The sequence below is a fragment of the Chitinophaga tropicalis genome (assembly GCF_009758205.1).
In the GTDB taxonomy this organism is placed as follows: domain Bacteria; phylum Bacteroidota; class Bacteroidia; order Chitinophagales; family Chitinophagaceae; genus Chitinophaga; species Chitinophaga tropicalis.
Genome location: NZ_WRXN01000001.1, coordinates 159,853 through 185,573, shown reverse-complemented (window position 1 = coordinate 185,573; position 25,721 = coordinate 159,853). Strand labels below are relative to the sequence as shown.

Annotated in this window: 19 protein-coding genes; 8 read left to right on the top strand and 11 right to left on the bottom strand. The window is 44.4% G+C overall.

Features of this window, described 5'->3' with window-relative positions; translation table 11 throughout:
* The first annotated feature begins 836 nt into the window (after nt 1-836).
* Nucleotides 837-1,418 (top strand): hypothetical protein, encoded by a 582-nt coding sequence (locus tag GO493_RS00815; protein ID WP_157304165.1) that lies wholly within the window; start codon nt 837-839, stop codon nt 1,416-1,418.
* An 18-nt stretch (nt 1,419-1,436) separates the two neighbouring features.
* Nucleotides 1,437-1,916, top strand: coding sequence for a YcxB family protein (locus tag GO493_RS00810; protein WP_157304164.1), 480 nt, complete (start codon nt 1,437-1,439; stop codon nt 1,914-1,916).
* A 104-nt stretch (nt 1,917-2,020) separates the two neighbouring features.
* Here GO493_RS00810 and GO493_RS00805 read toward each other — a convergent pair whose 3' ends face one another.
* The 4 genes from GO493_RS00805 to GO493_RS00790 all read right to left on the bottom strand — a co-directional run bounded on the left by GO493_RS00805 (nt 2,021) and on the right by GO493_RS00790 (nt 8,659).
* Nucleotides 2,021-3,490, bottom strand: coding sequence for a SusD/RagB family nutrient-binding outer membrane lipoprotein (locus GO493_RS00805; protein WP_157304163.1), 1,470 nt, complete (start codon nt 3,488-3,490; stop codon nt 2,021-2,023).
* A 29-nt stretch (nt 3,491-3,519) separates the two neighbouring features.
* Nucleotides 3,520-7,035, bottom strand: coding sequence for a SusC/RagA family TonB-linked outer membrane protein (locus tag GO493_RS00800; RefSeq protein WP_157304162.1), 3,516 nt, complete (start codon nt 7,033-7,035; stop codon nt 3,520-3,522).
* 137 nt (nt 7,036-7,172) lie between these two features.
* Entirely contained in the window at nt 7,173-7,619 is a 447-nt protein-coding gene (locus GO493_RS00795; RefSeq protein ID WP_157304161.1) for a GNAT family N-acetyltransferase, read from the bottom strand.
* A gap of 122 nt (nt 7,620-7,741) precedes the next feature.
* Nucleotides 7,742-8,659 (bottom strand): ribose-phosphate diphosphokinase, encoded by a 918-nt coding sequence (locus GO493_RS00790; protein ID WP_157304160.1) that lies wholly within the window; start codon nt 8,657-8,659, stop codon nt 7,742-7,744.
* Nucleotides 8,660-8,903: 244 nt separating this feature from the next.
* Between GO493_RS00790 and GO493_RS00785 the strand changes: the two genes are divergently transcribed.
* Nucleotides 8,904-9,659, top strand: a complete 756-nt coding sequence (locus tag GO493_RS00785) for a carboxypeptidase-like regulatory domain-containing protein (RefSeq protein ID WP_157304159.1) — start codon at nt 8,904-8,906, stop codon at nt 9,657-9,659.
* Nucleotides 9,660-9,798: 139 nt separating this feature from the next.
* On the opposite strand, the gene GO493_RS00780 is transcribed toward GO493_RS00785, so the two are convergent.
* The 3 genes from GO493_RS00780 to GO493_RS00770 all read right to left on the bottom strand — a co-directional run bounded on the left by GO493_RS00780 (nt 9,799) and on the right by GO493_RS00770 (nt 15,394).
* On the bottom strand, nt 9,799-11,112 hold the full coding sequence (locus GO493_RS00780) for a TolC family protein (protein WP_198315414.1): 1,314 nt from the start codon (nt 11,110-11,112) through the stop codon (nt 9,799-9,801).
* A gap of 13 nt (nt 11,113-11,125) precedes the next feature.
* Nucleotides 11,126-14,236, bottom strand: coding sequence for an efflux RND transporter permease subunit (locus GO493_RS00775; RefSeq protein ID WP_157304157.1), 3,111 nt, complete (start codon nt 14,234-14,236; stop codon nt 11,126-11,128).
* Between the two features lie 69 nt (nt 14,237-14,305).
* On the bottom strand, nt 14,306-15,394 hold the full coding sequence (locus GO493_RS00770; RefSeq protein WP_157304156.1) for an efflux RND transporter periplasmic adaptor subunit: 1,089 nt from the start codon (nt 15,392-15,394) through the stop codon (nt 14,306-14,308).
* 344 nt (nt 15,395-15,738) lie between these two features.
* Here GO493_RS00770 and GO493_RS00765 point away from each other — a divergent pair, with 344 nt between their 5' ends.
* Genes GO493_RS00765 through rnc form a run of 3 tightly spaced genes read left to right on the top strand, consistent with a single transcriptional unit; the run spans nt 15,739 to nt 17,981 of the window.
* A complete protein-coding gene (locus GO493_RS00765; RefSeq protein WP_012788038.1) occupies nt 15,739-15,975 on the top strand; it encodes an acyl carrier protein in 237 nt (78 codons plus the stop codon).
* 24 nt (nt 15,976-15,999) lie between these two features.
* The gene (gene fabF, locus GO493_RS00760) at nt 16,000-17,253 is read left to right on the top strand and encodes a beta-ketoacyl-ACP synthase II (protein WP_157304155.1); all 1,254 of its coding nucleotides are present in this window, start codon (nt 16,000-16,002) and stop codon (nt 17,251-17,253) included.
* Between the two features lie 5 nt (nt 17,254-17,258).
* The gene (gene rnc / locus GO493_RS00755; RefSeq protein ID WP_317165383.1) at nt 17,259-17,981 is read left to right on the top strand and encodes a ribonuclease III; all 723 of its coding nucleotides are present in this window, start codon (nt 17,259-17,261) and stop codon (nt 17,979-17,981) included.
* Nucleotides 17,982-17,994: 13 nt separating this feature from the next.
* On the opposite strand, the gene GO493_RS00750 is transcribed toward rnc, so the two are convergent.
* Both GO493_RS00750 and GO493_RS00745 read right to left on the bottom strand, forming a co-directional pair.
* Nucleotides 17,995-18,612 (bottom strand): GyrI-like domain-containing protein, encoded by a 618-nt coding sequence (locus GO493_RS00750; protein WP_157304154.1) that lies wholly within the window; start codon nt 18,610-18,612, stop codon nt 17,995-17,997.
* A 189-nt stretch (nt 18,613-18,801) separates the two neighbouring features.
* Entirely contained in the window at nt 18,802-19,755 is a 954-nt protein-coding gene (locus GO493_RS00745; RefSeq protein WP_157304153.1) for a helix-turn-helix transcriptional regulator, read from the bottom strand.
* A 1,332-nt stretch (nt 19,756-21,087) separates the two neighbouring features.
* Between GO493_RS00745 and GO493_RS00740 the strand changes: the two genes are divergently transcribed.
* Nucleotides 21,088-22,350, top strand: a complete 1,263-nt coding sequence (locus GO493_RS00740; protein ID WP_157304152.1) for a peroxiredoxin family protein — start codon at nt 21,088-21,090, stop codon at nt 22,348-22,350.
* 86 nt (nt 22,351-22,436) lie between these two features.
* Entirely contained in the window at nt 22,437-23,069 is a 633-nt protein-coding gene (locus GO493_RS00735) for a YceI family protein (protein WP_157304151.1), read from the top strand.
* Between the two features lie 96 nt (nt 23,070-23,165).
* On the opposite strand, the gene GO493_RS00730 is transcribed toward GO493_RS00735, so the two are convergent.
* Complete coding sequence (locus GO493_RS00730; RefSeq protein WP_157304150.1) at nt 23,166-23,870, bottom strand: response regulator transcription factor; 705 nt, start codon at nt 23,868-23,870, stop codon at nt 23,166-23,168.
* A 58-nt stretch (nt 23,871-23,928) separates the two neighbouring features.
* Nucleotides 23,929-25,425, bottom strand: a complete 1,497-nt coding sequence (locus tag GO493_RS00725; RefSeq protein WP_157304149.1) for a sensor histidine kinase — start codon at nt 25,423-25,425, stop codon at nt 23,929-23,931.
* Between the last annotated feature and the right edge of the window lie 296 nt (nt 25,426-25,721).

The following is a 25,721-nucleotide window of genomic DNA, read 5'->3' as shown; positions in this document are numbered from 1 at the left end:
CGGGGAAATGGTTGATCTCTTTCCTTGCCAATAAACCTATGATAATAAAAAACTTATACTGAGTATCTTATAAAATAAAAGTATACCTTTTTAATGGTTTGCACAATTACTTGTATAAGCCTCTCTTATGGGCAGCTAATCAAACGTTTCAGCTGTCTTCTTTGTTACAATAAGCCTGTAAACAGCCCCAACAGTACTGTTTTTATACTTTTTTAACAAATTTAGCAAAAATGGACAAACGTACCAAAGCCAATACTGTACTGATTTTCAGGGGACTATCGGCCACAGCCTTTGTTAACGATTTGTTATTGTGGGTCAAAAATTTCAAAGAAAAATAACATGCCCTTACATTTGTATTCAAATAGGGTTTTCATAGGATAGTAACAAATTGAGGGCGCCTTTCCAGGTGCCCTTACTATTTCTACACAGTTCCGTTTCTCTTCTTTTTTCTGCCCCGAATCCTTTATCAGTTTGTTTTAGCAATTCCTTACGGTCATCCCCGCTTATATTTTTAACTTAATTTTAATATATCTAATATAATAAGGGTTTTACATTTATCATAAAAAGCGACAACTTTTTATGCTTTTTTAATTTTTTGCACTAATAAATTGAAGTATTTCAAATATTTAGGATTGGATTACTCATTACTGTAGATAATTATTATATTTGTTTTAATATTAATTTTATTATGGTTACTGTCCTATGAAAAACCAAATATTACTACAAGCATGATTCATCATGCACTGTAAAAATGACTCTCGAAAGCAATGGTTCATCCATTGCTTTTGTATTTTTAACATGTATTTTGTATTTTGTGCTACAAATTTTACACATCTATGAAAAAGCTGTTGTTCCTGCTGTTGGTAACTTTGGCCACAGCCGCATCAGCAAGCGCAAGTAGCGGTAAATGCATAGAAGATAAGAATAAGGCTAAAGAGAAGGAAAAGGAAGGAAAGGAGAAAGAAGGGGATAAAGCCAACAAGGGAGATAATAAGAACGCTAATTGCGATAGTTCTGATAAAACGGTTTCTGCCACTAAAGTTGCTCGTCCCAGCCGGGTCGAAGAATACGTGTGGATGCTACCCAAGGACCAGGATGGTGATAAAATGTACGAGGAAGAACTGAAGAAAGGTATTCTTGATCTGTACAAGTGGTATCTGCAGAACGAATCCCGTATAAATAATAATGAAGCACTAAGAGCTCCCAACCAGGAGCTGGCCTTTCCTTTTAAGGTAGACGCAAAGACCTTACAACAATATTTTCAGTTCGTGAAGAATAACTTTCCCGGGCTGAGTGAAGATGATCTGACTGATGGTACAAGTGTTAACAAGAAGCCTGTAGCCAACCGTAAAAAATACGCTCCTGTAAGCAGCAGGGATGATATGGAAAGTCAGATGACTATTCCTGTTAACAAATAAAAACGATTGCCTGCCATAATGCATTTGGAGTTTAGCTACAAAAAGGAGGAGGTATTACATGCATTGCGCTACCACTTTCTGCAACGAGGAGAGATCAAAGTTCTGCGTAACACGCTTTTTGCCCTGCTGGCCTTTGCACTGGCCGGTTATGCTTTCAATATAGTCACAATAGGAGCTCTGGTAGGTATTGCAGCAATGGTGCTGCTGATAGTTGCTGCGTTCTGGTTTATGCTTCCTGTGTCTATTTATAATAAAGCAGCTACATTTAAAGACAATATCTATCTCAAATATTCTGAAGAGGGGATCACTATTTCTACCCGTACTAATGAACAGCAACGCCTGTTATCATGGCATACTTTCACACAGGTAGTAGAGGCAAAGAATTTTTTCTTTCTTTACAGGGGGAAGAAGAATTTTTTCCTGGTGCCGACGAGTGCTTTTGAAACTGAGGCTGAGCAGAAGGAATTTGGCCGTTTGGCGAAGGATAATATTAATTAAGATAGTTTAAGGGTTTAAGGGCTTGCTCAAAAAAATAGGTTTCGCCTTTGGCGAAACCTATTTTTTTGAGCGGGGAATTAACCGGCGGCAGACCTGTTAATCTGTTAGCGTTTGTTAAAGAATAACCTTGTGCCTTTTGTGTCTCCTCCTATTGCTGATGCGGCTTCCTGGTAGTGTATTGTATTCTGTTGCTGTTCTGCTGTAGGATAAGTAAGGCGGAACGGAACAAAAGTAACGTTCTGGTCCAGCGAGCCATCTACAGGTGCTATGAACAGATCTGTACCATCAGGTTTTTTGAAGTCAAGACGGGTGCGTTCAAACCAGCCCTGGAATCCCTGTGGATATAAGGCCAGCCATTTTTGTGTGCCAATGACATTTCTCCAGTCGCCCGCGGTATAAGGTACACGTGCCAGATAGCTGTTAACAGTATCTGTATTGGTAATACCCCAGTATTCGAGGGAAGAGGTAACACCTGCATTGTAATGTGTTGCGGCATCGCCAACGGCCATACCACGTGCAGCAGCTTCAGCCAGTATGAATTCTACTTCAGGATAGGTCATCAGGATACCAACCATATCTGCAGCATAGATCCTGGTACCGGGCCAGGAATAGCTGTCTGACGATTTCCTGCTGGGATTGGAAGCGGCCGTACCGTAGGGCATGCCAACATACCCACTCCCGTCAGCGGCAGGACGTACATATACTTCCAGCCGTGGATCTTCTGTTGCTTTCAGATAATCTACCATTGTAGCGCTTACAAAGAAATCCAGGATATCACGTTCAGAGTCATTCTGCGGATATTTATTTGGCGCTGTGGTGAGGTACTGAAACTGGGCATTATCTGCATTGGAGGTCATTGCATTTGTATAGTTGGCCTCTATCACGCTTTTTGCTGTAGCAGGATCAGCATCTGCCAGGCGTATGGCCAGGCGCAATGCCAGTGAATGTCCCAGCTTCTTCCAGGCGGCTACGTCACCGTTGAAGATAACATCCCCGCTACCAAATCCCGGCCTGTTTTCATCCATCACTGCCAGCTGTTGCTGCAGTGTGTCCAGCAGGCCTGTATAGATAGCCCGTGCATCATCATATTTGGGCTGGATATTGGCATCTCCCTTTACTGCGTCTGAATAAGGAACGTTGCCATAAGTATCTGTCAGGATCTGGAATGCCCAGGTCTTAAGAATATAAGAGATGGCTATCTGGTTAACAGCACTGGAATCCTGCGGAGGGTCTGTCTGTGCCAGACGAATGATCTCGTTCAGGTTATGTATCACGACTGTGTACATGGTATTCCAGAGGGCTGTATTGTTGTTTTCATCCAGCAGGTACTGGCTGTCGTTTGTTCTTGTATTGCCTGACCAGTATTGTGCAAAGTGGCTGCCAATAAAACCATTCTGCAGTCCTGAGTATAATATGTCCATCGCACTTTTCTCTGCGCCTGTGAGCAGGTAGGCAGGTTCTGTGTTGACGGGTTTGGTCGGGTCTATATTCATGTTCTCCAGTTTATTGCATCCCGCTGTTACAAAGCAGGCCAGCAACAAACCGCATCCGTATTTGATGATTCCGTTAAGCATATCTTTAGTTTTTTCCTTACAGACAATGGTTAAAATGAAACATTCAGGTTAATACCATAAGAACGCAGTGATGGTAATGCACCTCCTTCTATACCCTGCACATTGGAAGATGAGTTAAGGATATTGGAAGGGTCTACATTGGGTGCATTGGATTTGATCAGCCAAAGGTTACGTCCGTACAGTGAAAGCCTTGCACTTTGTGCGCCTATCCTGGAGAACCATGCGTCCGGCAGGTTATAACCCAGCTTTACTTCACGCAGGTAGATATAGCTGGCATCATAGAGATCTGCTTTACTGATCACATTACCACCGTTCTGCGCAAAGTGGTTCACGGCGGTGATGCGTACATCATTAGTCCTTCCATCTTCTGTTACACCGGGAACAATGATACCGTTCTCACGGATGCCATTGGCGGCTGTAACGTCCAGCAAGCCGGATTTCTTACCATACAGGTTGGTGTAGGAGAAGAAGTCACCGCCTGACTGGAAATCGATCAGACCAGACAGGTAAATACCTTTAAATGTAAAGGTGTTGGTGATACCACCTACAAAATCGGGATAGGCGTTACCGATAGGAACTGACTGATCTGTTACTTTATAATAACCATTGCTGTTCACTATCTTATTGCCATTTGCATCATATACATAGTCCCTGCCTATAATAGTGCCCAGTGGTTTACCTACCTGGGCTACAACAGATACTTTGGTAGTACGCCTGTCTGTGCCCAGCACATACTGTTCAAGCGATGTGTTGTACTGAGGAATATTCATTTCCAGCAGCTTGTTCCTGTTGCGGGAAACGTTGGCTATGATGTCCCAGCGGAAACCGTTCTTCAGACGGATAGGGTTCAACGTTAGTCCTACTTCAAAGCCTTTGTTCTCTACTTTACCACCGTTCACAAAAGTGACAGTGTAGCCGGAGGCTGCGGAGATGGGTAATGTCAGTATCTGATCGCTGGTCCGGCGGTTATAGTAAGTGAGGTCCAGTCCTATGTGATTGTCGAGGAACTTAAGTTCAACACCTCCTTCAAATTCACGTGTACGTTCCGGTTTCAGGAAGCGGTAGTATTTAGTTGTCTGGAACTGTGTGATGGGATTAGTGCCGAAGGGAGCGCCGAAAGCATATGTATCGTAGATGCCATAAGGATCGGTATCATTACCTACGGAGGCAACGCTACCTCTTACTTTACCGAAGTTCAGCCATTTCCAGTCTTTCAGCAGGTCTGAGAAGATGAAGGACATAGATGCTGACGGGTAGAAGTAAGGGTTATTTTCCGGTGCAATGGTAGAGCTCCAGTCTGTGCGGCCTGTCAGTTCCAGGAACAGCAGGTCTTTATATCCGACGCTGGCTGTTGCAAAAGCAGAGTTAATTTGTTTCTCATAATATTCATCGATGATCTGTGCGGGCTGAACGGAGTTGTTCAGGTTGTAGATGCCGGGCATCATCAGGCCGCCTACTGTCATGCCGCCGGTAGTTGTCCATTTACGATGCATGATATTTCCGCCCAGTGTAGCGTTCAACGTAAATACTTTGGCAAAGCTTTCTTTGATATTGGCGGTGAACTGGTAGTTCATCTCGCGGGATGTGCGGATGCGTTTTATATATCCGCCTACAAGATAATCTTTCGCTGTTTTCTCTTCCTCCAGTGTGTTGTAGTCATCCATGAATACGCGGCCGCTGAAGCTCAGCCATTTTGTAGCGTCGTAGTCAAAGCCTGCATAACCGAACATGCGGTTCCTGCTATCGTCTTCATAATCCATATAGCGGTTCCAGTAAGAGCCGTTGTGGAATGCAACGGTAGGATCGCTCCAGGACCTGCGGTTCCAGGTGATCTGTGAACCATCTTCGTATTTATAACGACGTTGCCATTCGTCAGACAGCTGGCGTTGTCCGTACATGGTGAATTGCAGGGTAGGGTTGTTCCCAACGAAGCCTGTACCGGGCCTGCCTACTGCTTTCAGCATGCTGTAGTTCACGGCAGCTACTGCTCTAAGGTTATCTGCAAGTTTATAGCTTCCGTTAAAGGAGAGATTATCACGTTTAAGGGTAGCGTTAGGTAATACGAATGTCTGATTCATGTTACCGTATGATGCGCGGAACTCGCCTTTATCATTACTTCCGCTCATGGAAATATTGTTGGTGAGGGTGTACCCCGTTCTGTAGAAATCTCTCACGTTGTCGGGTTGTGCAACCCAGGGAGTGGTTTGACCAAAGTAAGGATTACCCTTATCACGGTCCCATGACCAGTATGCGCGTACCAGCTGGCCATTCAGTTTCGGTCCCCATGATTCATCGACAGTATACTGAGGAAGCAGGTCATATCTTCCTTTACCATTATTGTCATCATAAGTGGCTGCCTGCTCGCTCAGGAATGCTTCAGGATGGTCGTTGTAATACAGTGTGTCGAAACGGCCGTTGGAGCCGCCTCCATACTCATTCTGGTAGTGGGGCAGCACATATACTTTATCCATCTGAGCGTTGATGCTATAAGTAATGCCTATGCCTTTTCCTGTATCAGGACGTTTTTTGGTAGTGATCTGCAGTATGCCGTTACCGCCGCGACTGCCATATAATGCAGTAGCAGCAGCGCCTTTCAGCACAGAGATACTTTCCATATCTTCCGGGTTCAGGTCCTGCATGGGACTACCATAATCGTAACCACCGCCTCCGTTCTGCTGACCGGGCTGATTGGTACTGTTGTTCTGTAACAGTACTCCATCTACAACTACCAATGCGTTGTTATCACCACGGATAGATTTCACACCACGGATAGTGATCTTGGTGGACCCGCCCATAGAACCGGTATTGGTATTGACCTGCAGGCCAGGCACCTTACCTGTCAGTGCATTGACGAAGTTCACTTCCTTTGCTTCCTGTACAGCATTGCCACTTACTTCTTCAACAGCATAACCAACAGCGCGGGTATTTTTCTGGATGCCTAATGCGGTTACCACTACTTCTTTCAGTTCTTTTTTACCGGAAGATGCGGAGGTGAGCGTGACTTTCAGCGTATCCCGGGATTCAATGGGAATGAGCTGTTCAGCAAAACTTACAGAAGCGATCTTAATAGTATCGCCTATAGAAGCTTTGATGGTGAATTGTCCGTTGGCATCTGAAGGCACGGCTACTTTACTGCTGAGGTTGATGACCTGAGCACCGGGTATGGGAGTGCCTGCCGATTCTTTTACACTACCCCGGAGTGTGAACTGGCGTGCCTCTTTTTTCAATGTGTTTGAATCTCCCGGAAGGATCAGAGCAGTGTCTGATGCGGGTTTCTTTGTAGTATCCTTTGCTGCGGGTTTGCTGCTATCGGGTTGTACAACTGTAGCGGAATCTTTCCCGGGCTTCTTTGTAGTATCAGACGAAGGTTTGATCACTACAGGGTTAGCAGTGGGCTTTACAGTAGTATCTTTTTGCTGAAAGCAGATACCGGCATTGGGTTCAAAGGACTTGTGGTTATTTCGTGTGCCTGCTACTGTTGGGTTCACACTGCTACAGTAAAAGGCAAAGCACAGCCATAACCAGTTAAGTACATGGCTTCTCATCTTTATAAAGGAAGATTTGGTTACAAATTTTTTCCGGGAGCAGGCGGCTGCTCCTACTATATCCTGACGAAACTGATATTTCTCTGCTTAGATATAATACAATTTAAACGCCTTTCACAATGAGCCAGGAGGAGGATTTATTTCAATTCTTTGCTCATTTCGTAGTGCGGAATACCTACTTCTGTAAATTCAGGTCCCTCGATATGGTATCCGAGTTTCCCATAGAAACCTGCTGCTTCTTTACGTGCGTGCATCATGAGAAGTGTAAAACCTTCCTTCAGAGCTTCCTGTTCGGCAAAGCTGATCAGTTGGCGGCCTATGCTTTTGCCCTGATGCTCCGGGTGTACAGCCATCTGGCGTAATTGTACCGTATATTCGTTAACAGGACTAAGTATGCAACAGCCGATTAATATTTCATCCCCCTCATTACCGGCGTAACATCCCAGCAGATGGTCATTGATCTCCCGCTGCAGATATTCTTCTGAAAAACTGAGTCCCAGAGGTTTTCTTAAGACTATATCGCGTAGCTCCACCATTTTTTGATAGTTGCAGCTACCATGTTCAATGATTTTGAATATCAGCATGGATTTGTTGGTTATCATGCCACAGCATCAGCAATCCCTACCTTTTCTATTGTGTATCAAACATCTTGCCAGCTCAACGCCTGATACCTGTGAAGGGAATTGACCTGCAGCGGGTTAAGAGTTCAGATGAAATAACCTGCAATGATCTTATCTACTGACTTGATCACAAGCATATCGTCCTGTATGGTCAGTGCGTTGGGATGTGTATCGGTACACACAACTTTCTTTATAATGCCACTATTTTTTATTTTCTGAAATCCGCCTCCTGCAAAGATCCCATGTGTGGTGATCACGGAAATGCCGCAGGCGCCGGCATCAAGATAAGCGCTGGCTGCATGCAGCAGGGAACCGCCTGTACGTATCATATCATCATAGATGATCACAGTTTTATCTTTTACATCTGCACTGATAGCGGTCACATGTGTTTCTTCTCCTGATATCCTGCGTTTGAAAACAAATGCTGCAGGTACATGCAGATCATTTGCAAGGGATTCTACCCATTTAGCTCTGCCGGCGTCTGTACTGGCCAGTACAAAAGGACCGCCTCCTGCCAGTTCCAGCGCAGCTTCTTTGACGAGATCTTTTCCATAGAGATGTACCGGGCGGATACCACTCTCAAAGTAGTAGGTAATTCCATCCACATGAAGGTCCATCATCAGTATTTTATTTCCCGCTGCGGTGGGCGGTAGTGCAGAGAACAGTAATGCTCTTGTTTTGGCTTTCACTATTTCGCCAGGTTTTACTGCCCGTTCCATAGTTGAATAGCCGAAATAAGGAATTACGATGTTGATGGAATGTGCACCTTGCTGTATGCAACCATGGGCAATGTCAAAAAGTTCCAGGGTTTCTTTGTCGTCTATGGTGCCTCCTACTATGATCACTTCCTTGTTCACTACATTGCTTTCTATACGGTGGTAATGTTCCCCATCCGGGAAATCAGTGATGTCCAGTGTTCCTTCTTCCCATTCCGGGGTCAGTGCCAGCAATCTGTTTTTCAGGTACTGATAACGTTGTGTTGCAAATACGATCTTCTGAGGCATAATATTTGAAAATAATAAATAAAGATAATAATATACTGTATTGGCCGCTAACAAAAGAATGGATAAGAGCTTAACAGAGAGTAAATAATGTATAGTTAAATAGCATAAACAGGTGGCATAATTTTATTATTCTGCAATAAAATCCTATGTTTATCGACCGTTTCTATACTATGAAGCATGTTCCCGACGTTGAGAGCCTCTTTTTTTAACGTTTCATTTGCGTCGGGAAAATTAAATTTGAGAGATGCCTAGACGAATTAAACAACTTTCCGGAAGCATCGGAGCACTGTTAGTTTACCTGTTCCTCTGTCTGCAGCATGCCAATGCGCAGGTGAGAGTGACCGGTATAGTAGCTGACGCCGATAATAAATCTGGTATTCCGGGGGTAACAATCCTTAATAAAACCAGCCGTTCGGGGGTGGTGAGCGCTGAAAGTGGCAGCTTTGCTATAGAGGCTATGCCTGGTGACACGCTGGAATTTTCTATATTGAGCTATTACCGGAAAACTATTCCCGTTCCTTCTACTTCTATGTTCGTCAACATATATCTTACCCACCAGGTGATAGATCTTACCGGTGTAAGGGTGGTGGGCCGTGATTACAGGCGTGATTCTGCCGCTACAAGGGAAGAATATGGAAGATATTTCAATTATCATAAGCCAGGGGCAATGGATGTATTGAAGACATTGCCGGCTAATCCTGTTACGGCGCTGTCTTATCTTGTGCCGAGTAAGGCGCGTAAGAGGAAGGAACATTTCCAGGAACAGCTGGTGTACTGGGAAAAAGAGAAATTTATTGATAACAGGTATAATCCTGAACTGGTGGAGAGTATGACAAAGCTTAGTGGTGATGAGCTGGATACCTTTATGCTACGTTACAGGCCGGGGTACCAGTTTTTACAGGATGCCACCCAGTATGACCTGATGTTGTACATTAAAGAGAGCTTTAAGCAATATCAGCATGAGAAGGGGGCATCGCCGGCTAAGAAGGAAGGGCAGTAAATAAGTGGGTGCAGACCCGTAAATATAATTTCAACAAAAAAGCTTTCATCTTTGGTGAAAGCTTTTTTGTTGGGGGGACGCTGTGCGGCGGTTTGTACTGAGTGGATGTTTTTTGTTATGTGTAGCTTTATGAAGCTTTCTATTGAACTAACATTCCATTTAGCCGCAGCAACTGTGTTTCCGCCAGTTTAATATTATACCTTGCATTGATCAACCTGTTATAGGCATCTTCTAAGCTCTGCTGTGCTTCTTTCGTTTCAATAACAGTAGACACTCCCTGTCTGAACCTCTCCATGGCCACCATTACATTTTCTCTTGCCAGCTCCAGGTTCTCTTCTTCCAGTGTTACAGCAGTTTTATAATACTCATAATCCTTAAAGGCGGTGGTAAGCGACAGGTCTACCTGCGTACGTGCGTTATCCAGCGTTAGCCGCTGATAGTCTACGTTCAGCTTAGCTGCATTGACCTGTCGTTTTACATTCAACCCGTTAAAGATCGGGATGGTGGCAGAGAAGCCGTAGTTGATCACTCCGTTCTGGTTATATATAGGGCTGAATGAGTTGGTAGCGGCATTTGAATTAACGCGGGAATAGTTATAGGCGGAGTTGAAGTTGATAACAGGAAAATAGTCTCCTTTACTTTCTTTCAGCTGCAGCTGGGAGACCTTCAGGTTTTGCTGCGCTACCATTAAACCGGTATTGCGCTCCTGGATCTGTTGTTTTAATGAGCCGTATGAAAGTTCCATATTCAGCGGAATGGTGTCCATTACATCATATGTTGTATTACCGGCTTCGATTGCCATCAATTGATTGAGGGTGGCTTTGCTTTGCTCTATCAATGTTTGCTGGCGCAGGTAAGATGCTTTCAGTGCATTATAATCTACTTTAGACTGCAGCCAGTCTGTTTTAGGTCCCAGGCCTGTCTGGAATTTAGCATCAGACAGTTTCACTCTTTCTTCTGATATAGACAGTTGTTCGGTGATATTGCGCAGTTGTTGTTTCTGTTGTACAACATTATAATATCCTGCAACTACATTGGCCACAGTATTAATGACCTGGTCTTTCACTGCCAGCTCTCCAAGATCGCGTACGGCTTCAATGCGCTGGCGGGTAGCGAACATTTTAAGTCCGTCGAACAAGGTCCACTGCAGGCTGACGTTGCCGGTAAGATTGCTGCTGCGGATGCCGCTGGTATCACGTTTGCTGCCATTGGCAAATTCCTGTTTTGTCTGGGTAACATTCCAGACTTTACTGATAGTACCATTTACACGTGGAGCAAATGCGAAGTTGGCATATGCGTAATCGTTAGCAGTGATGGCTGCATCATTTTCAGCCAGGCGTATATCGTAATTATTCTTCAATGCCAGGTCTATTGCCTGTTCTGGTGTCAGCAGCCTTTGCGCATTTGCTGCCAAAGGGAGCAGAAAAGAAAAATATATAAGTGTTCGTTTCATGTAGTTGCTGATATTAGGCATGCGCTGTTTCCATCTCTTCCTCTTCTTCCTGGTTTTGTTCTGCAGCTGGTTTTCTTCTTGACAGGAAAGTGTACATAGCTGGTATTACAAATAATGTGAGGATCAGTGAGAACACGATCCCTCCTACTATAACAATACCCAATGGTATACGGCTGGTAGCGGCTGCGCCAAGCGATAGTGCGATGGGCAGTGCCCCCAGCGCCATAGCAAGGCTGGTCATCAGGATAGGGCGCAGGCGCATGGCAGAGGCTTCTACTGCTGCCCGGGCTTTACTCATGCCACTGTCCCGTTTGTGGTTGGCGAACTCTACGATGAGGATACCGTTTTTAGTAACCAGCCCTATCAGCATGATAACACCTATCTGTGAGAAGATGTTCCAGGTCTGGCCAAACAGCCAGAGGGAAAGCAGTGCACCTGCAAAGGCCAGCGGTACGGTCAGCATAATGATGAACGGGTCCACCCAGCTTTCAAACTGTGCTGCCAGTACGAGGTAAATAAGTACCAGAGCCAGTACCAGTGCGAACATGGTGTTGGAACCGCTTTCTGCATAGTCACGCGAGGAGCCGGACAGTGCTGCCTGATAGGTATCGTCCAGTACGCCTTTGGCCTTTAGCCTGTCGTAAATAGCATACATGGCATTTATACCGTCTCCGATGGTTTTGCCGGGAGCCAGGCTGGCAGATACAGTGGCAGATTTATAACGGTTGAAGTGATAGATGATAGGCGGGCTGGTCTCTTCTTCTATGGTCACTACGTTATCCAGTTGTATGGCCTCTCCTCTGCTGTTCTTTACATAGATATTCTGCAGGTCTGTAGGCTTGTCGCGGCTGCCGCGGAACACCTGTCCCATTACCTGGTATTGTTTACCGTTCCGGATGAAGTATCCGTAGCGGAGGTTACTCAGTGCCAGCTGTAATGTTTGCGAGATATCGTCGACGGATACACCCAGCTCACTGGCTTTGGCCCTGTTGATCTGTATGCGGAGCTCCGGCTTATTGAATTTAAGGTCTACGTCCACACCTGCGAAGGTGGGATCGTTGCTGGCTTCGTCCAGGAATTGAGGCAATGCTACAGAAAGGCTGTCGAAGTTGATATGCTGTAATACAAAAGATACGGGTAAGCCGCTACGCCGGCCTACCTGGATGGTCTGTTGTTCAAGAGCAAATACTTTACCTTCCGGGAAGCGGTACATGTTCCTGTTCACCATGTTCACAATATCCTTTTGTGAGCGGTTGCGTTCTTTGGGCTCTGTCAGCACTACGTTGGCAAAACCGCTGTTCACAGCGCTGCTGCCAAAGCCGGGGGCCGTAACAGTGATGAGTATTTTTTTTTCAGGAATGGAATCTATCATGAACTGTGTCAGTCCGTCTACATACCGTTCCATATAATCGTAAGAGGTGCCTTCCGGTGCAGAGACAGAGAGGCGGAACTGGCTGCGGTCTTCCAGGGGCGCCAGCTCAGATTGGAGGGAGCGGAAAATGAAATAGATCAGGGCAAGACAGCCCAGTATGAGCAGTGTTGCTACCCAGCGAATTCTCATAAATGATTCGAGAGAGCGTTGGTAGCCGCTTTCCATCCAGGTGAAGAATGGTTCTGTTTTTTCATAGAACCAGGAATGTTTATGTGTTTTGCGTCCCAGTTTTACGTTCAGTACGGGGGTGAGTGTCAGGGACACAAATGCTGAAACAAGTACGGCGCCTGCTACTACGATGGCGAATTCACGGAACAGCCGCCCAACAAATCCCTGCAGGAATACAATGGGGAGGAAGACGAACGCCAGGGTGATGGAAGTGGCTATTACCGCAAAGAAGATCTCTTCAGAGCCTTCTTTGGCGGCTTTCATGCGGGGCATGCCTGCTTCTATTTTTTTATAGATGTTCTCTGTTACGACTATACCATCGTCTACCACGAGGCCGGTAGCCAGTACAATGGCCAGGAGGGTCAATATATTGATGGTGAATCCGCAGATATACATAATAAAGAATGCGGCTATCAGTGATACAGGGATATCTACCAGCGGGCGGAAGGCCATGAGCCAGTCGCGGAAGAAGAGATAGATGATCAGTATTACCAGTACCAGGGCAACTACCAGGGTTTCTTCCACCTCTTCGATGGATTTGCGGATGAAGCGGGTGTTATCGATGGCAATGTTGGTGGTGATATCTTCCGGCAGATCTTTTTTCAGTTGTTCGTAACGTTTGTAGAACTCATCTGTGATGGCTACATAGTTGGAGCCGGGTTGTGGCGTCAGTGCCAGGGCTACCATGGGTACGCCGGACTCTTTCAGGATGGTTTCTTCGTTTTCCGGTCCCAGTACGGCCTGTCCCACATCCCTGAAGTGGATCACGTTGCCGTTTACGTTCTTTATGATAAGGTTGTTGAAGTCATCTTCTGTGTTTAAGCGGCCGAAAGTACGTACGGTCAGTTCGGTTGCATTGCCGGCTATTTTACCAGAGGGCAGTTCTACGTTCTCTTTTGCCAGTGCGGTCTGTACATCTGAGGGGGTGAGGCTGTAGGCGGAGAGCCTGGCCGGGTCCATCCAGAGGCGCATGGCAAATTTTTTCTCGCCCAGTATGCGGATGGAGCTGACGCCCGGAATAGTTTGCAGTCTTTCCAGTAATACGTTGTTGGCGTATTCGGTTATTTCCAGCTGGTTGCGTACGTTGCTTTGTACGGTCATGGAAAGGATATAGTCGGAATTGGCGTCTTCTTTGGAAACCACTGGGGGTGCATCAATATCCGGTGGCAGGCTGCGCAGTGCCTGGGATACTTTATCGCGTACGTCGTTGGCGCCGGCTTCCAGGTCTACGCCCAGTTCAAACTCCACAGTGATATTACTGGTACCCTGGCTGCTGCTGGATGAGATATTTTTAATACCTGCTATACCGTTAATGGATTTTTCCAGTGGTTCGGTGATCTGTGTTTCGATGATGTCTGAGTTGGCACCTGAGTAAGAGGTACGAACGTTTACTATAGGAGGGTCTATGGCGGGAAAATCCCTTACCCCCAGAAAGTTGAATCCCACTATGCCAAAGATGACGATGATAATGTTCATCACAATGGCAAAAACGGGCCGTTTGAGTGATAGAGAAGGGAGACTCATGTAACAATATTTATGTCCGCAGATAGTTTGCAGATATTTTTTTAATGACGAACCGGCTGATAGCGTCTGTTATTTCACTTTATTATACTTCAGTACTGCTCCGGGTTTCAGCTGCATGATACCACTGATGATGACGGTATCGCCTATGCTGAGGCCGCTGGTGATCTGTACGTTGTTCGCATCTCTGATCCCTGTTTCTACTATTACAAATTTCGCTTTTCCGCTGTCTGCAATAGCTACTTTTTTGTCGCGCGTGCCTGGAATAACCGCCTGGGTGGGTATCATAATGGCGTCCGGCATATTTTTCAGGGAGATGGCTACCCTTGCAAAGGCGCCCGGAAGAAGTTTACCTGCGTTTGGAATGATGCCCCTTATTTTGATGGTGCGTGTTGTCAGGTCGATCTTCGGGTCTATGGCATAGATGTTACCTTTATATATATTCTGATCGCCGGCTACCCTGAAATCGACTGCATCTCCCTGGGAGATGGCGGTACGGTATTTCTCGGGAACGGAAAAGTCTACTTTCAGCGGATCTATCTGTTGGAGGGTGGTGATCACGGTTGTGGGTGATACGATGGCTCCCAGGCTTACGTTACGGAGGCCCAGTCTTCCTGAGAAGGGGGCTCTGAGCTCTGTTTTCTGGAGTTGGGTGCGGGTATATTCAATATCTGCCCCGTAGGCGCTGACCTGGTTGCGGGTAACGTCTACGTCCTGGCGACTGATACCATTGATCTTCAGGAGGTTTTCCTGGCGTTCCAGTGTAGTTTTGGCCAGTTGTTGCTGTAATTCCAGTTTCTGCAGCTGTGCTTTCAGGTCTTCATCATAGATCTTTACCAGCAGGGTGCCTTTGGAGACCTGGGTACCTTCTTTAAAATAAAGGCCTGTTATGCGACCTGTTATTTCAGGTTGCACCTGTACTTCTTCGTTGCTTTGCAGGGTACCGCTGGCTTCAATGCTTTCGTTCAGGGAGGTGGTTTGTACTACGTAGGCGTCTACGAGCAGGTTTTTGTTACCTCCGGCCCTGCCGCCGGCAGGGGGACTGCCACCAGGTGTTCCCGGTTTTTCCGGTGTGCTCATCCTGTTTACAATGAATCCGATGATAATTGCTGCAGCTACCAATATTAATACCGTTCTCAGGATCTTCTTATTGCCGGCCATGTGTTTGCTTTAGTTTGTAATATAGAAGGGATACTTCGGGCAAATTTAATAAATGGGACTACTGTTAGGGAGGATACAGTGTTAATTAAAGTTAATAGCGTTTTTACGGTATATAGGTGGCTTATTTGGCTGTTGAATGGCAATGCCCCGGGACGCTGTAAAAGCGGGTTTTTGAAGGGAAAGGCGGTTTACGGACATTGTTGATAAAGTATAAAGTCCTTTACTGTATTGGGTTTGGGGTATCTACAACTAAAGTATATGGTGTAAAATTTATGTGCGTTCTTGTCAATTCAATAAAAATTATATTTTTGCACTCAAGTTTTAAACCAAAAACACTTAAAATTATGTCAGACATTGCATCAAGAGTTAAAAAGATCATTATTGACAAATTGGGCGTTGACGAGGCTGAGGTAACTCCTGAAGCCAGCTTCACCAACGACCTGGGCGCTGACTCTTTGGATACGGTAGAACTGATCATGGAATTCGAAAAAGAATTCAACATCTCCATTCCTGACGAACAAGCTGAAACTATTACTACTGTTGGCCAGGCAGTTGCCTACCTGGAAGAACATGTGAAATAATCCTACTTAATCAGATTTGTTTTAATGCAACCAAGACGAGTAGTCGTTACAGGTTTAGGCGCACTTACACCGCTCGGCAATTCTGTTTCCGATTTCTGGAAGGGATTGACGGACGGTGTATCCGGTGCCGGCCCTATTACACATTTCGATGCTGCTAAGTTCAAGACCCGTTTTGCTTGCGAACTGAAGAACTTTGACGCAACCCAGTACCTGGACAGGAAAGAGGCCCGTAAAATGGACCCTTTCACTCAGACAGCAGTTATTGCTGTTGACCAGGCTGTACAAGATGCCGGGATTGACCGCAATACTGTTAATTTGGACAGGGTTGGGGTGATCTGGGCTTCCGGTATTGGTGGGATGATCAATTTCTGTCAGGAAATGAAAGAATTTGGTCAGGGTGACGGAACTCCCCGTTTCAGTCCTTTCCTGATCCCCCGGTTAATTTTAGATATTGCAGCAGGACATATTTCCATCCGTCACGGCTTCAGAGGCCCTAACTTCTCAGTTGTTTCTGCCTGCGCTTCTGCTACGAATGCAATTATTGAAGCGATGCACTACATCAGGTATGGCAAAGCAGATGTAATGATCACCGGAGGATCAGAAAATGTCATTAATGAAGCTTGTATAGGTGGATTTAATGCAATGAAAGCCTTATCCGAAAGAAATGATGATCCGGCTACCGCTTCCCGCCCCTTTGACGTTGACAGGGATGGATTTGTTATGGGGGAAGGTGCTGGTGGACTGGTGTTGGAATCCTATGAGCATGCGATGTCAAGAGGTGCAAAAATTTATGCTGAACTGGCAGGAGGCGGAGCGACCGCAGATGCTTATCATCTTACAGCACCTCATCCCGAAGGGCTCGGAGCCATGAATGTAATGCAACTGGCTTTATCTGATGCCGGATTACAACCGACTGATATTGATTACATTAACGTACACGGAACTTCCACTCCCCTCGGTGATGTAGCAGAAGTAAAAGCTATACAGCGGGTTTTCAACGAACATGCTTACAGCCTGAATATCAGCTCTACAAAATCCATGACAGGACACTTGTTAGGCGCCGCTGGTGCAATTGAATCTATCGCGGCTATTATGTCCATAAGGCATGGTATAATTCCTCCTACCATTAATCATTTTACGGATGATCCACAGCTGGATCCCAAATTAAATTTTACCTTTAATGTTGCACAACATAGAGAAATCAACGCTGCATTGAGTAATACCTTTGGTTTCGGTGGACATAATGCATCCGTTATTTTCAAAAAATTTGTTGCTTAGATTGTGTGAAATTACTTCCAGGATATTTATATCGATTCATACCAAAGAAGAAAGGTCTTTATAAGGACCTTTATAATCTGCTGGGATTTGCCCCGGGTAATTTTTCGTTGTACGAAGTGGCGCTGAGCCACCGTTCAAGCAAGGAAAAGTTCCTGGAAAGCAATGAACGTCTGGAATATCTTGGTGACGCCATTCTTGGCGCTATTATAGGAGATTATCTGTTTAAAAAGTATCCCTATAAAACAGAGGGTTACCTCACTGAAATGAGGTCCAAGATAGTAAACCGCCAGCAGCTCAATGATATTGCCATCAAAATGGGCCTGCGTAAACTTACTATCTACGATAAGTACAACAGTTTCCTGAAGATCAGCCAGATATTCGGCAATACTCTCGAGGCCCTGGTTGGCGCGGTATACCTGGATAAGGGATATAACCGCACCAAACAGTTTGTACATCAGCGTATCATAGTGCCATATATTGACCTGGAACAGCTTGAAAACGTGGAAATGAACCACAAGAACAAGCTGTATGGCTGGGCCAATAAACATGGTAAAACCCTGGAGTTTGACCTCCTGGAAGAGCAGATGGACAATGGCCGCCGCATCTTTACTGTAGGCGCGGTAGTAGATGGAGAACTGATCTGCAGTGGTAAAGCCTTCAATAAGAAGGATGCCAGCCAGATAGCTGCACAACAGGCCATTGAATTGCTTGGCCTGGGAGATAAATAGCCTTTCCTTTTCTTTATTTAACGGGTTGCCGCAGGATGGTCCTTAACTTTTCCGGCGCTGTTTTCCGTGGATCTGACAGATAGATCTCATGGTGCCTGCCATTCTTTTTCAGCCCCTGCTGTTCCATAAAATCTATCAGCAGTTGTATAGTGGCAGGTTCTGTAGCATAGGGCCCGTTATGCATAACCTGTACGCTTTTACCTTCAACCTGGGCTGCCAGTGATACTTTTTTCAGATATGCTGTTCCTTTTTTCAGGTATGCTTCCTGTATCAGTTGCTGTGCAGTGGTATTGACCACAAAATCGGGCATACGGATGAGCAGTTGCCAGTACCATTCTTCCCTGGGTACGTTCATAGCTTCAAGATAGTGCTTTATGTTTTCTTCATTTGCTACCCACCAGATACCTTCCAGTTTGCAGACAGTAAAGTCCTGGCCGGTCTTTTTATAGCCCGCTTTTATACTGTAGGCGGCTGTATATAATGCCTGTACGCTTTCGGCAAATACAGTCCCGTCAGGATCGCCTTTGCCATTAATAGAGAGATAGTGTCCTGCAGGCACAAAGAGCACCTGTGGCTTTTTTCCGGCTGCATATAGTTCCCTATGCACCTTTGTAAGATCCAGTTTAGTCATGGGAGAGTGTTTATAGCATATAGAAATAGAACATGGTTTCCGTTTAACCGGCTGCGTTATATACCGGGTATCAGCATACTCATGAATAACCACAATGACTATTAATAGCCAGTGTGACCATAGATGTATCTTCATGCTACAAAGAAAGAAGGGGTAAGTGACAACCTTATGTCAGCAGGAAAACGGGGGTTATAAATAATGTTCCTGGATCTCTTTTGCCAGCAGTTTCATATGTTCGGAAAGTTCCCCGGGAGCAATCACTTCTACATGTTTGCCCCAGGTAAGCAGCCAGCGGCCAAACCAGTCCAGCCAGGTACAGAGAAAGGTCATCTCTACACAGTTACCTACTACCTGTTCTTCCACCATCCCATAGTAAAATTTCTGGTCGCCTATACGCCGGGCAAAGGCCTGGGGAAAACGGACCCTGATCTCATATGGTTTGGCTTCGGTTTCGCTGTATTTGTCTATATATTCTTTCAGGGTGATATGTCTTGACCTGTCATATGATATATCGGTAACAGACAGGTTTTTGATACGGTCCATCCTGAAGTTGCGATAGCCATGCCGGAGCCGGCACCAGCCTATAAGGTACCAGTAATTGGTCATATACATGATACCGATAGGTTCGACTTCCCTGTGGGTCAATACCTCAGTATGAAGGGCAAAATAGTCCATTTCAAGGATCAGGTGTCTGCCCAGGGAGTGTTGTATGTCTGAGAGGAAGCGGTTGGGAAATTCGTCTCCTGTGGGTGGCCTGCGGTTTACTACGGCTATGTTCTCTTCCAGTGACTCCAGGAAGTCTTTTTCATTTCCTCTGAGCACTGCTCTGATCTTCTGCATGGCGTTGCTGAATTGTTTCCGGTTGGAATGGTCACTAAGCTGAGCCATTAATTTTTCTCCTGTCAGGAGCGCAGCGGCCTCTTCCCTGTTAAACATGATGGGGGGCAGGTGATAACCTTCTACCAGGTAATAGCCGGTCCCTGCTTCTGCGCCTACCGGTACGCCGGCCTCCTGCAGGGCCCTGACATCCCGGTATACGGTACGGAGGCTGATATCGAAGCGTTCTGCTATCTCAGCGGCTTTCACTATTTTCTTGCCCTGGAGCTGGATCAGAATGGCAGAAAGACGGTCTATTCTGTTCATACAGCGGCAAGTTAGAATAAAAATGAAAAAAAATCCGGGGTGGATTAAACTTCAGTTATCTATCGCCGTCTTAGATACAGAAAATATTTGAGGGCAACATTTTAGAGAGTGCTGATAAGAGGAAAATGGTTGTGATGCTGACTTGTTTCCCCTGTAAAATATTTAAGAATTTGATGCTACAGTACAGAATATAGGTTAAATGGTAAGCCCCTGCAATTCATTGCGGGGGCCTTTTTTTTGTTCTACCTCTTAACGCATTTTATTTGTAATCATTAACTTATGATTAACAGATAGCAAAATCATTCGCATTACTTTTGGGTCAAGCAAAATTCAAATGAGTTTTTTTAATGGTTAATTTGGGGAGGGCCTGATTTTTATCAGGCCCCTTTTTATTCCTTAAATAAGGGAATAAAAAAAAGCCAGCGGCATGGCCGTACCACTGGCTTAATATCCTGACGGCTCTCTGCCTGATACCCGCTCCACAGGGATGAGGCAGTTCTCTTACTACACAAGCCAAGATATAAAAAAAAGATCACCGGGGACCAGATATCCTGTTCGTGAAAAGAGGCGTTTTTTGCGTGACGTTACTCACTTTTTTTTCGTCAGACATTCTGAAAAAAGTATCTGTTTTCTGGTTTATGTTCTTATATTTATAATATGTTTCAAATTGATAAAATGTCATTTGTAGTTAGTGCTCAATTATACTTTGTTAAATTTTGTTAACGCTGCGATTTTGCCGCATCAGAATCCAATATACTGCTGTATATTTTCGTATTGAATTACGTAGATTTAATTTAAGTCAGGAGTTTTCCATTACTAGTCATCTATACGCATGCCGTCAATTGTTTTACATTACGTTATCATTGCGAGCATTACAGTTATGTTTATTTTAGTGAATAAATTCTACGGCCAGAAAACGCTCTGGAGAGAGCCAGAAAACGCTCTGGAGAGTGAACAATGAAGAAACAGCTTTAACGCACCGCATTAGGTAACCCATCATTCAGAGCAGATCATCTGTAATACTGTTTACACTTAAACAGTCAGGGCATAATACGCCGTTAAGATCATCCCTTATGAGGACTGTAGCAAGGTTTCAAGTAGTCTACAAAATTTATGGACTATTATTTGGAAAATAAAATACAGCATTCTATCTTTGTTATCACCACCCTAATTAAGCCACCATTAATTAGTTGATCTATTACCGAAAACAAACAATGATCAACATGAATCGCATCATTTATTCTTCTGGCTGTATGCCTTGCTGTTGTAGCAACACTTGCTGTTAGCAGACTTTTCCCCCCGTTTTTCAATCAACCTTAAATCTTTTCTGTCATGAAGTCAATTACCCGTACAGGCGTAAGTGGGCTGCTGGCTGCCCTATTATTTACCAGCAGTGTATTTGCAACACACAGGAAACCCCTGTTCTTAAAAGAAGGTGTGTGGCGTGGTGTCTTTACCGTTAATGAGGCGGCAGTGCCTTTTAATTTTGAATTAAAGGGAAAGGATGCAGATCATGCTGTCTTCTCTCTTATTAATGGCTCCCGCCGTGATGACTTTAAAGTCAAACGCATTTCAGCCGATTCCCTGTATATAAAGATGAATACGTATGATGCAGCCATCTTTGCAAGGATCGAAGAAGAAGGCCGGATTACCGGAGAATACCGTAGCCTGGTGCCTAATTTCAGGGGAAGTGCACTTCCCTTTACTGCAGAAGCAGGCAAGAAGTACCGCTTTGTGGAACCCGGTAAAAATGTGGCGCCGGCCTTTGATGTTTCCGGTAAATGGGAATTGCAGATCTATAGCAAGGAACCTACTCCGAACCGTGTAGGTCTTCTGAAACAGGATGGCAATAAGCTGACCGGTGTAATCATGTCTGTAGTAGGTGATAGCCGCGAGCTGGAAGGTACCATACAGGGCAATGAATTTGAGCTTTCAGGTTTTACAGGCCCCAGTCCTATTTATATAAAAGGCAGGATCAATGATGATAAATCTCTTACCGGAGAACTCAGCCTTGGCATCTATAACAACGTAAAATTTGATGGTGCAAAGAATGAGGATGTGGAGTTGCCGGACCCTTACAAGCTTACATACCTGAAAGAAGGATATAAGAAACTGGATTTTTCATTACCGGACCTGAATGGTAATACCGTTACTCTCAATGACGAAAAATATAAAGGCAAGGTAGTGATCGTGGAGATCATAGGTACCTGGTGTCCTAACTGTACAGACCAGACTGCTTTCCTGGCGCCCTGGTTCAGGAAGAATAAAGACCGTGGAGTAGAGGCTATTGCCATTGGTTTTGAACAGAAAGATGATTTGGAATATGCCCGGTATACACTGGGAAAACTTAAAGAAAAATACGGTATTGAATATGATATTCTTTTTGGTGGCATTGCTGATAAGAAAGTGGCTTCGGAAAAACTTCCGGCGCTCAATCGCATGATGGCCTTTCCTACAACTATAGTTATTGACCGCAAGGGTGAAGTGAGGCAGATCCATACCGGTTATACCGGTGAGGTTACCGGCAAGTATTTTAAAGATTATGCCGAGAAATGGAATAAAGACCTGGACGCGCTGATCGCGGAAAAAATATAGGCATTCTGCCAATCGCCTTTGTTCTCTGTTGTTATGCCTGTAAGGTTGTATAACACAGCCTTGCAGGCTCCTAAAAAAAACTCACCATGAAACTTTTCCAACACGCAGCTTCATTCGCTTCTATAGCTGTAATTGCAGTGATCACTGCTTTTACTGTACAGGTAAAAAATACAGAAGATATCAATAAAAAAGTGACCGCCTTCCAGGTAGACGGAAAGAACAGTAAACTGCTCTGGACCGCCCGTAAAGTGACCGGCCAGCATGAAGGTACTATCAACGTCAGCAGTGGTACACTCAACATAGAAAGTAACAGCCTGAGAGATGGCAGTTTTAAGCTGGACACACGCAGTATATCCGTTACAGATATAACAGATAAGGAGACCAATGCCAAGCTGGTAGGGCACCTGAAAAGTGATGATTTCTTTTCTACAGAGAAATATCCTTCTGCCGACTTTGTCATTACCGGTGTTAAGCCTCAGGCCAACGGGCATTATGATATAACAGGCAAGCTAACCATTAAAGGCATTACCAACAGCCTGACCTTCCCCGCTACTGTTACTATTGATAAGAACATACTCACGGCGAAAGCAAAGATCAAGGTGGACCGTACAAAGTATGATATCAAATTCCGTTCAAAGAGTTACTTCGAGAACCTGGGCGATAAGGTTATCTACGATGATTTTGATCTGGACATAACATTGGTAGCCAATGCGCAGTAATGAAACACAGCATCGTTACAGGAATATTATTGCTGGCAGTACTATTGCTGGCCTTCCATACTGAGGAACCATTAACTAAGGAAACATTAGCAGGAACTATTTTACATTAAACACAAACCCTATCCCGTATACATTCTTAATGCTGATAGATGGGTTCTGGCTAAAATATTTTCTGAACCTGGAAATAAATACATCCAGGCTTCTGCCTACAAAATAATCATTAGACCCCCAGACCTTTGTAAGGATCTCTTCCCGTTTAAGCACGCGGTTTACATTGCTGAAGAACATAACAAGCAGGTCACATTCCCGTGGGGTCAGGATGATCTCTTCTCCCTGTTCTGTTACCAATGTAAGTGAGTCAACATACAATTGGGTATTGCCGATGGTGAATATGCTGTTGGACTTGACCACTTCCTGTGGCACGACCGGTTGTTTGCGTTTGATGATATTGCGGATGCGTAATACCAGTTCATCTACATCAAATGGTTTGACTACATAATCATCAGCACCGATCTTCAGTCCGTTAAGCCTGTCCATTTTTTCTCCTCTTGCCGTAAGGAAGAGGAACGGAACATGGCTGTTGAGCTGTATTACATGTTCTGCCAGTTCGAATCCGTTCATCCCGGGCAGGTTAACATCTATCAGCAGGATATGATATTTATCCGGTGCTTTCTGAAATATTTCATACGCGGTAAGACCGTTCTGTTGCCAGTCCACATCAAAATCCATCAGTTCCAGGTATTGTTTGACAACATTTCCAAGATCAGCTTCGTCTTCTACCAGTAGAATTTTGTGTTTCATACTTACTGTTTAGTTAATTCGGTAACCATTGTCCACAGCGGTTATGCATGATGACCTGTTATACAGGTATTACTATTACAAATGTACTTCCTTTTCCGGCTTCGCTATCTACTTTCAGTTTCCACTGATGAGCGTCAATGCATTGTTTTACATAATATAGTCCCAGTCCCAGCCCTTTTGTATTCTGCGTAAGATCTTTCTGATGACGATAAAACTTATCAAAGATACGTTTGATCGTATCTTTTGACATGCCGATACCATTGTCAGATATTGAGATCTCAATATTTTCATTGGTATGTATAATGGATACGAGCAAATGCTTAACGGGCTGCACATTATATTTTACTGCATTGTCCAGTATGTTGAGCAGCAAAGTTGTAAAATGAAAATTATCTGCATCTGCCACTACATTATCTTCTGATCTTTTATAAGTGATCTGTACGTTGGCAGAAGAGAATTTGATGCTGAAATCTGTGAGGATATCACTGACCAATACGTTCAGGTCATGTGGTTTTTTCTGGACAAAGAGTTTATCTATTGCAGCAATATCCAGCACCTGGCTGATCAGTAGCTTCAGGCGCTGAGATTGCCGTTCAATAATGTCAGACAGTGAGCGGATGGCTATTTTATTGTCCAGCACCTTTGCATTCCGGATGTTCTTGTTGGCTACCATTATGGCGGTTAATGGTGTGTGGAACTCGTGTGTAATGTTATTGATAAAATCAGTTTTAACATCTGAGAGGTGTTTCTGTTTTATCCAGTTACGCATGGTAGTGAAGAACAGGATGATGATGGCCAGCATGGATAGCAGGGACATGATGAGGATGAACTGCATTTGCCGCAGGACCAGCTGTTGTCTGTTGTAAGGATCTGCATTGAAAGCAAATCCCATAGCATAGGTATATGCTTCCGGTGTGGTAACGTTGATGTTCAGAATCTGGTTATTATCGTCAGGAGTGGGAAGGTTTCCGTAAATGCGTATACCATAAATGCTTTGCAGGTCTTCATCTATTAGCGGATATCGTTTTCTTCTGTCATAGATATTCACATATTCTCCGTCGCTGAACTTTACATCCATGCTTGTGATACGTAGTGAATATTTCAATGAGTCTGTTATGTTACCTCTTTTCCTGATTACCTTCAGCAGGCTGTCCATATTCTGTTCTCTGATCAGTTTTGTAAATATCCTGCGGAGTATTTGTTGTGTATGTTTTTTGAATGCTGCAGTATCAGTCAGATAAAGCTTTTCCAAAGGTCTCATCTCAGGAGTGATGATAGAATCTATGATGGCCTGTCCGCCGGGAAACAGTTTGTCATTGACGATAGTTCTGTTGTATTCTTCCTTGAGCTTTCCTTTCTTTTCATAGTAAAAACGTCTGTTCAGCAGATCATAGGTATTATATACCAGTGTTACCTGTATAATAGCTAATACGAGAAAACATATAACCGATGTAGTGATATAGATTTTAAAAGGATGCTTCATGGAATAATTCCTGAAGAGCAAATATATCCTTTCAGCAGGCAGTTTAAGCACTCCCCATAGTTTTCTTATCATATTTAAATATCGGAAATTTAATGTTCATTCACAATCTGTTTAAGATTGTTTACAATTCATTAGGTTTTCGTTCACAACATTTGAAATATGCGGATGTTAATTTCGGTAATGGCTCAACATTCCCTTTGTGCTGTAGATAACCACGATTAAGTACTCAGTTTCCCTTAGAATCAAAAAGTAACCTATTGCAGGATGTAATTTCTTTACGTCCTGCAATTCTGTTTGTATTATCTGTGGTTGGGTAGTGCACCGGTTTGAATGCCTATCCTGTGATTTATTTATTTGTTTGATAATCA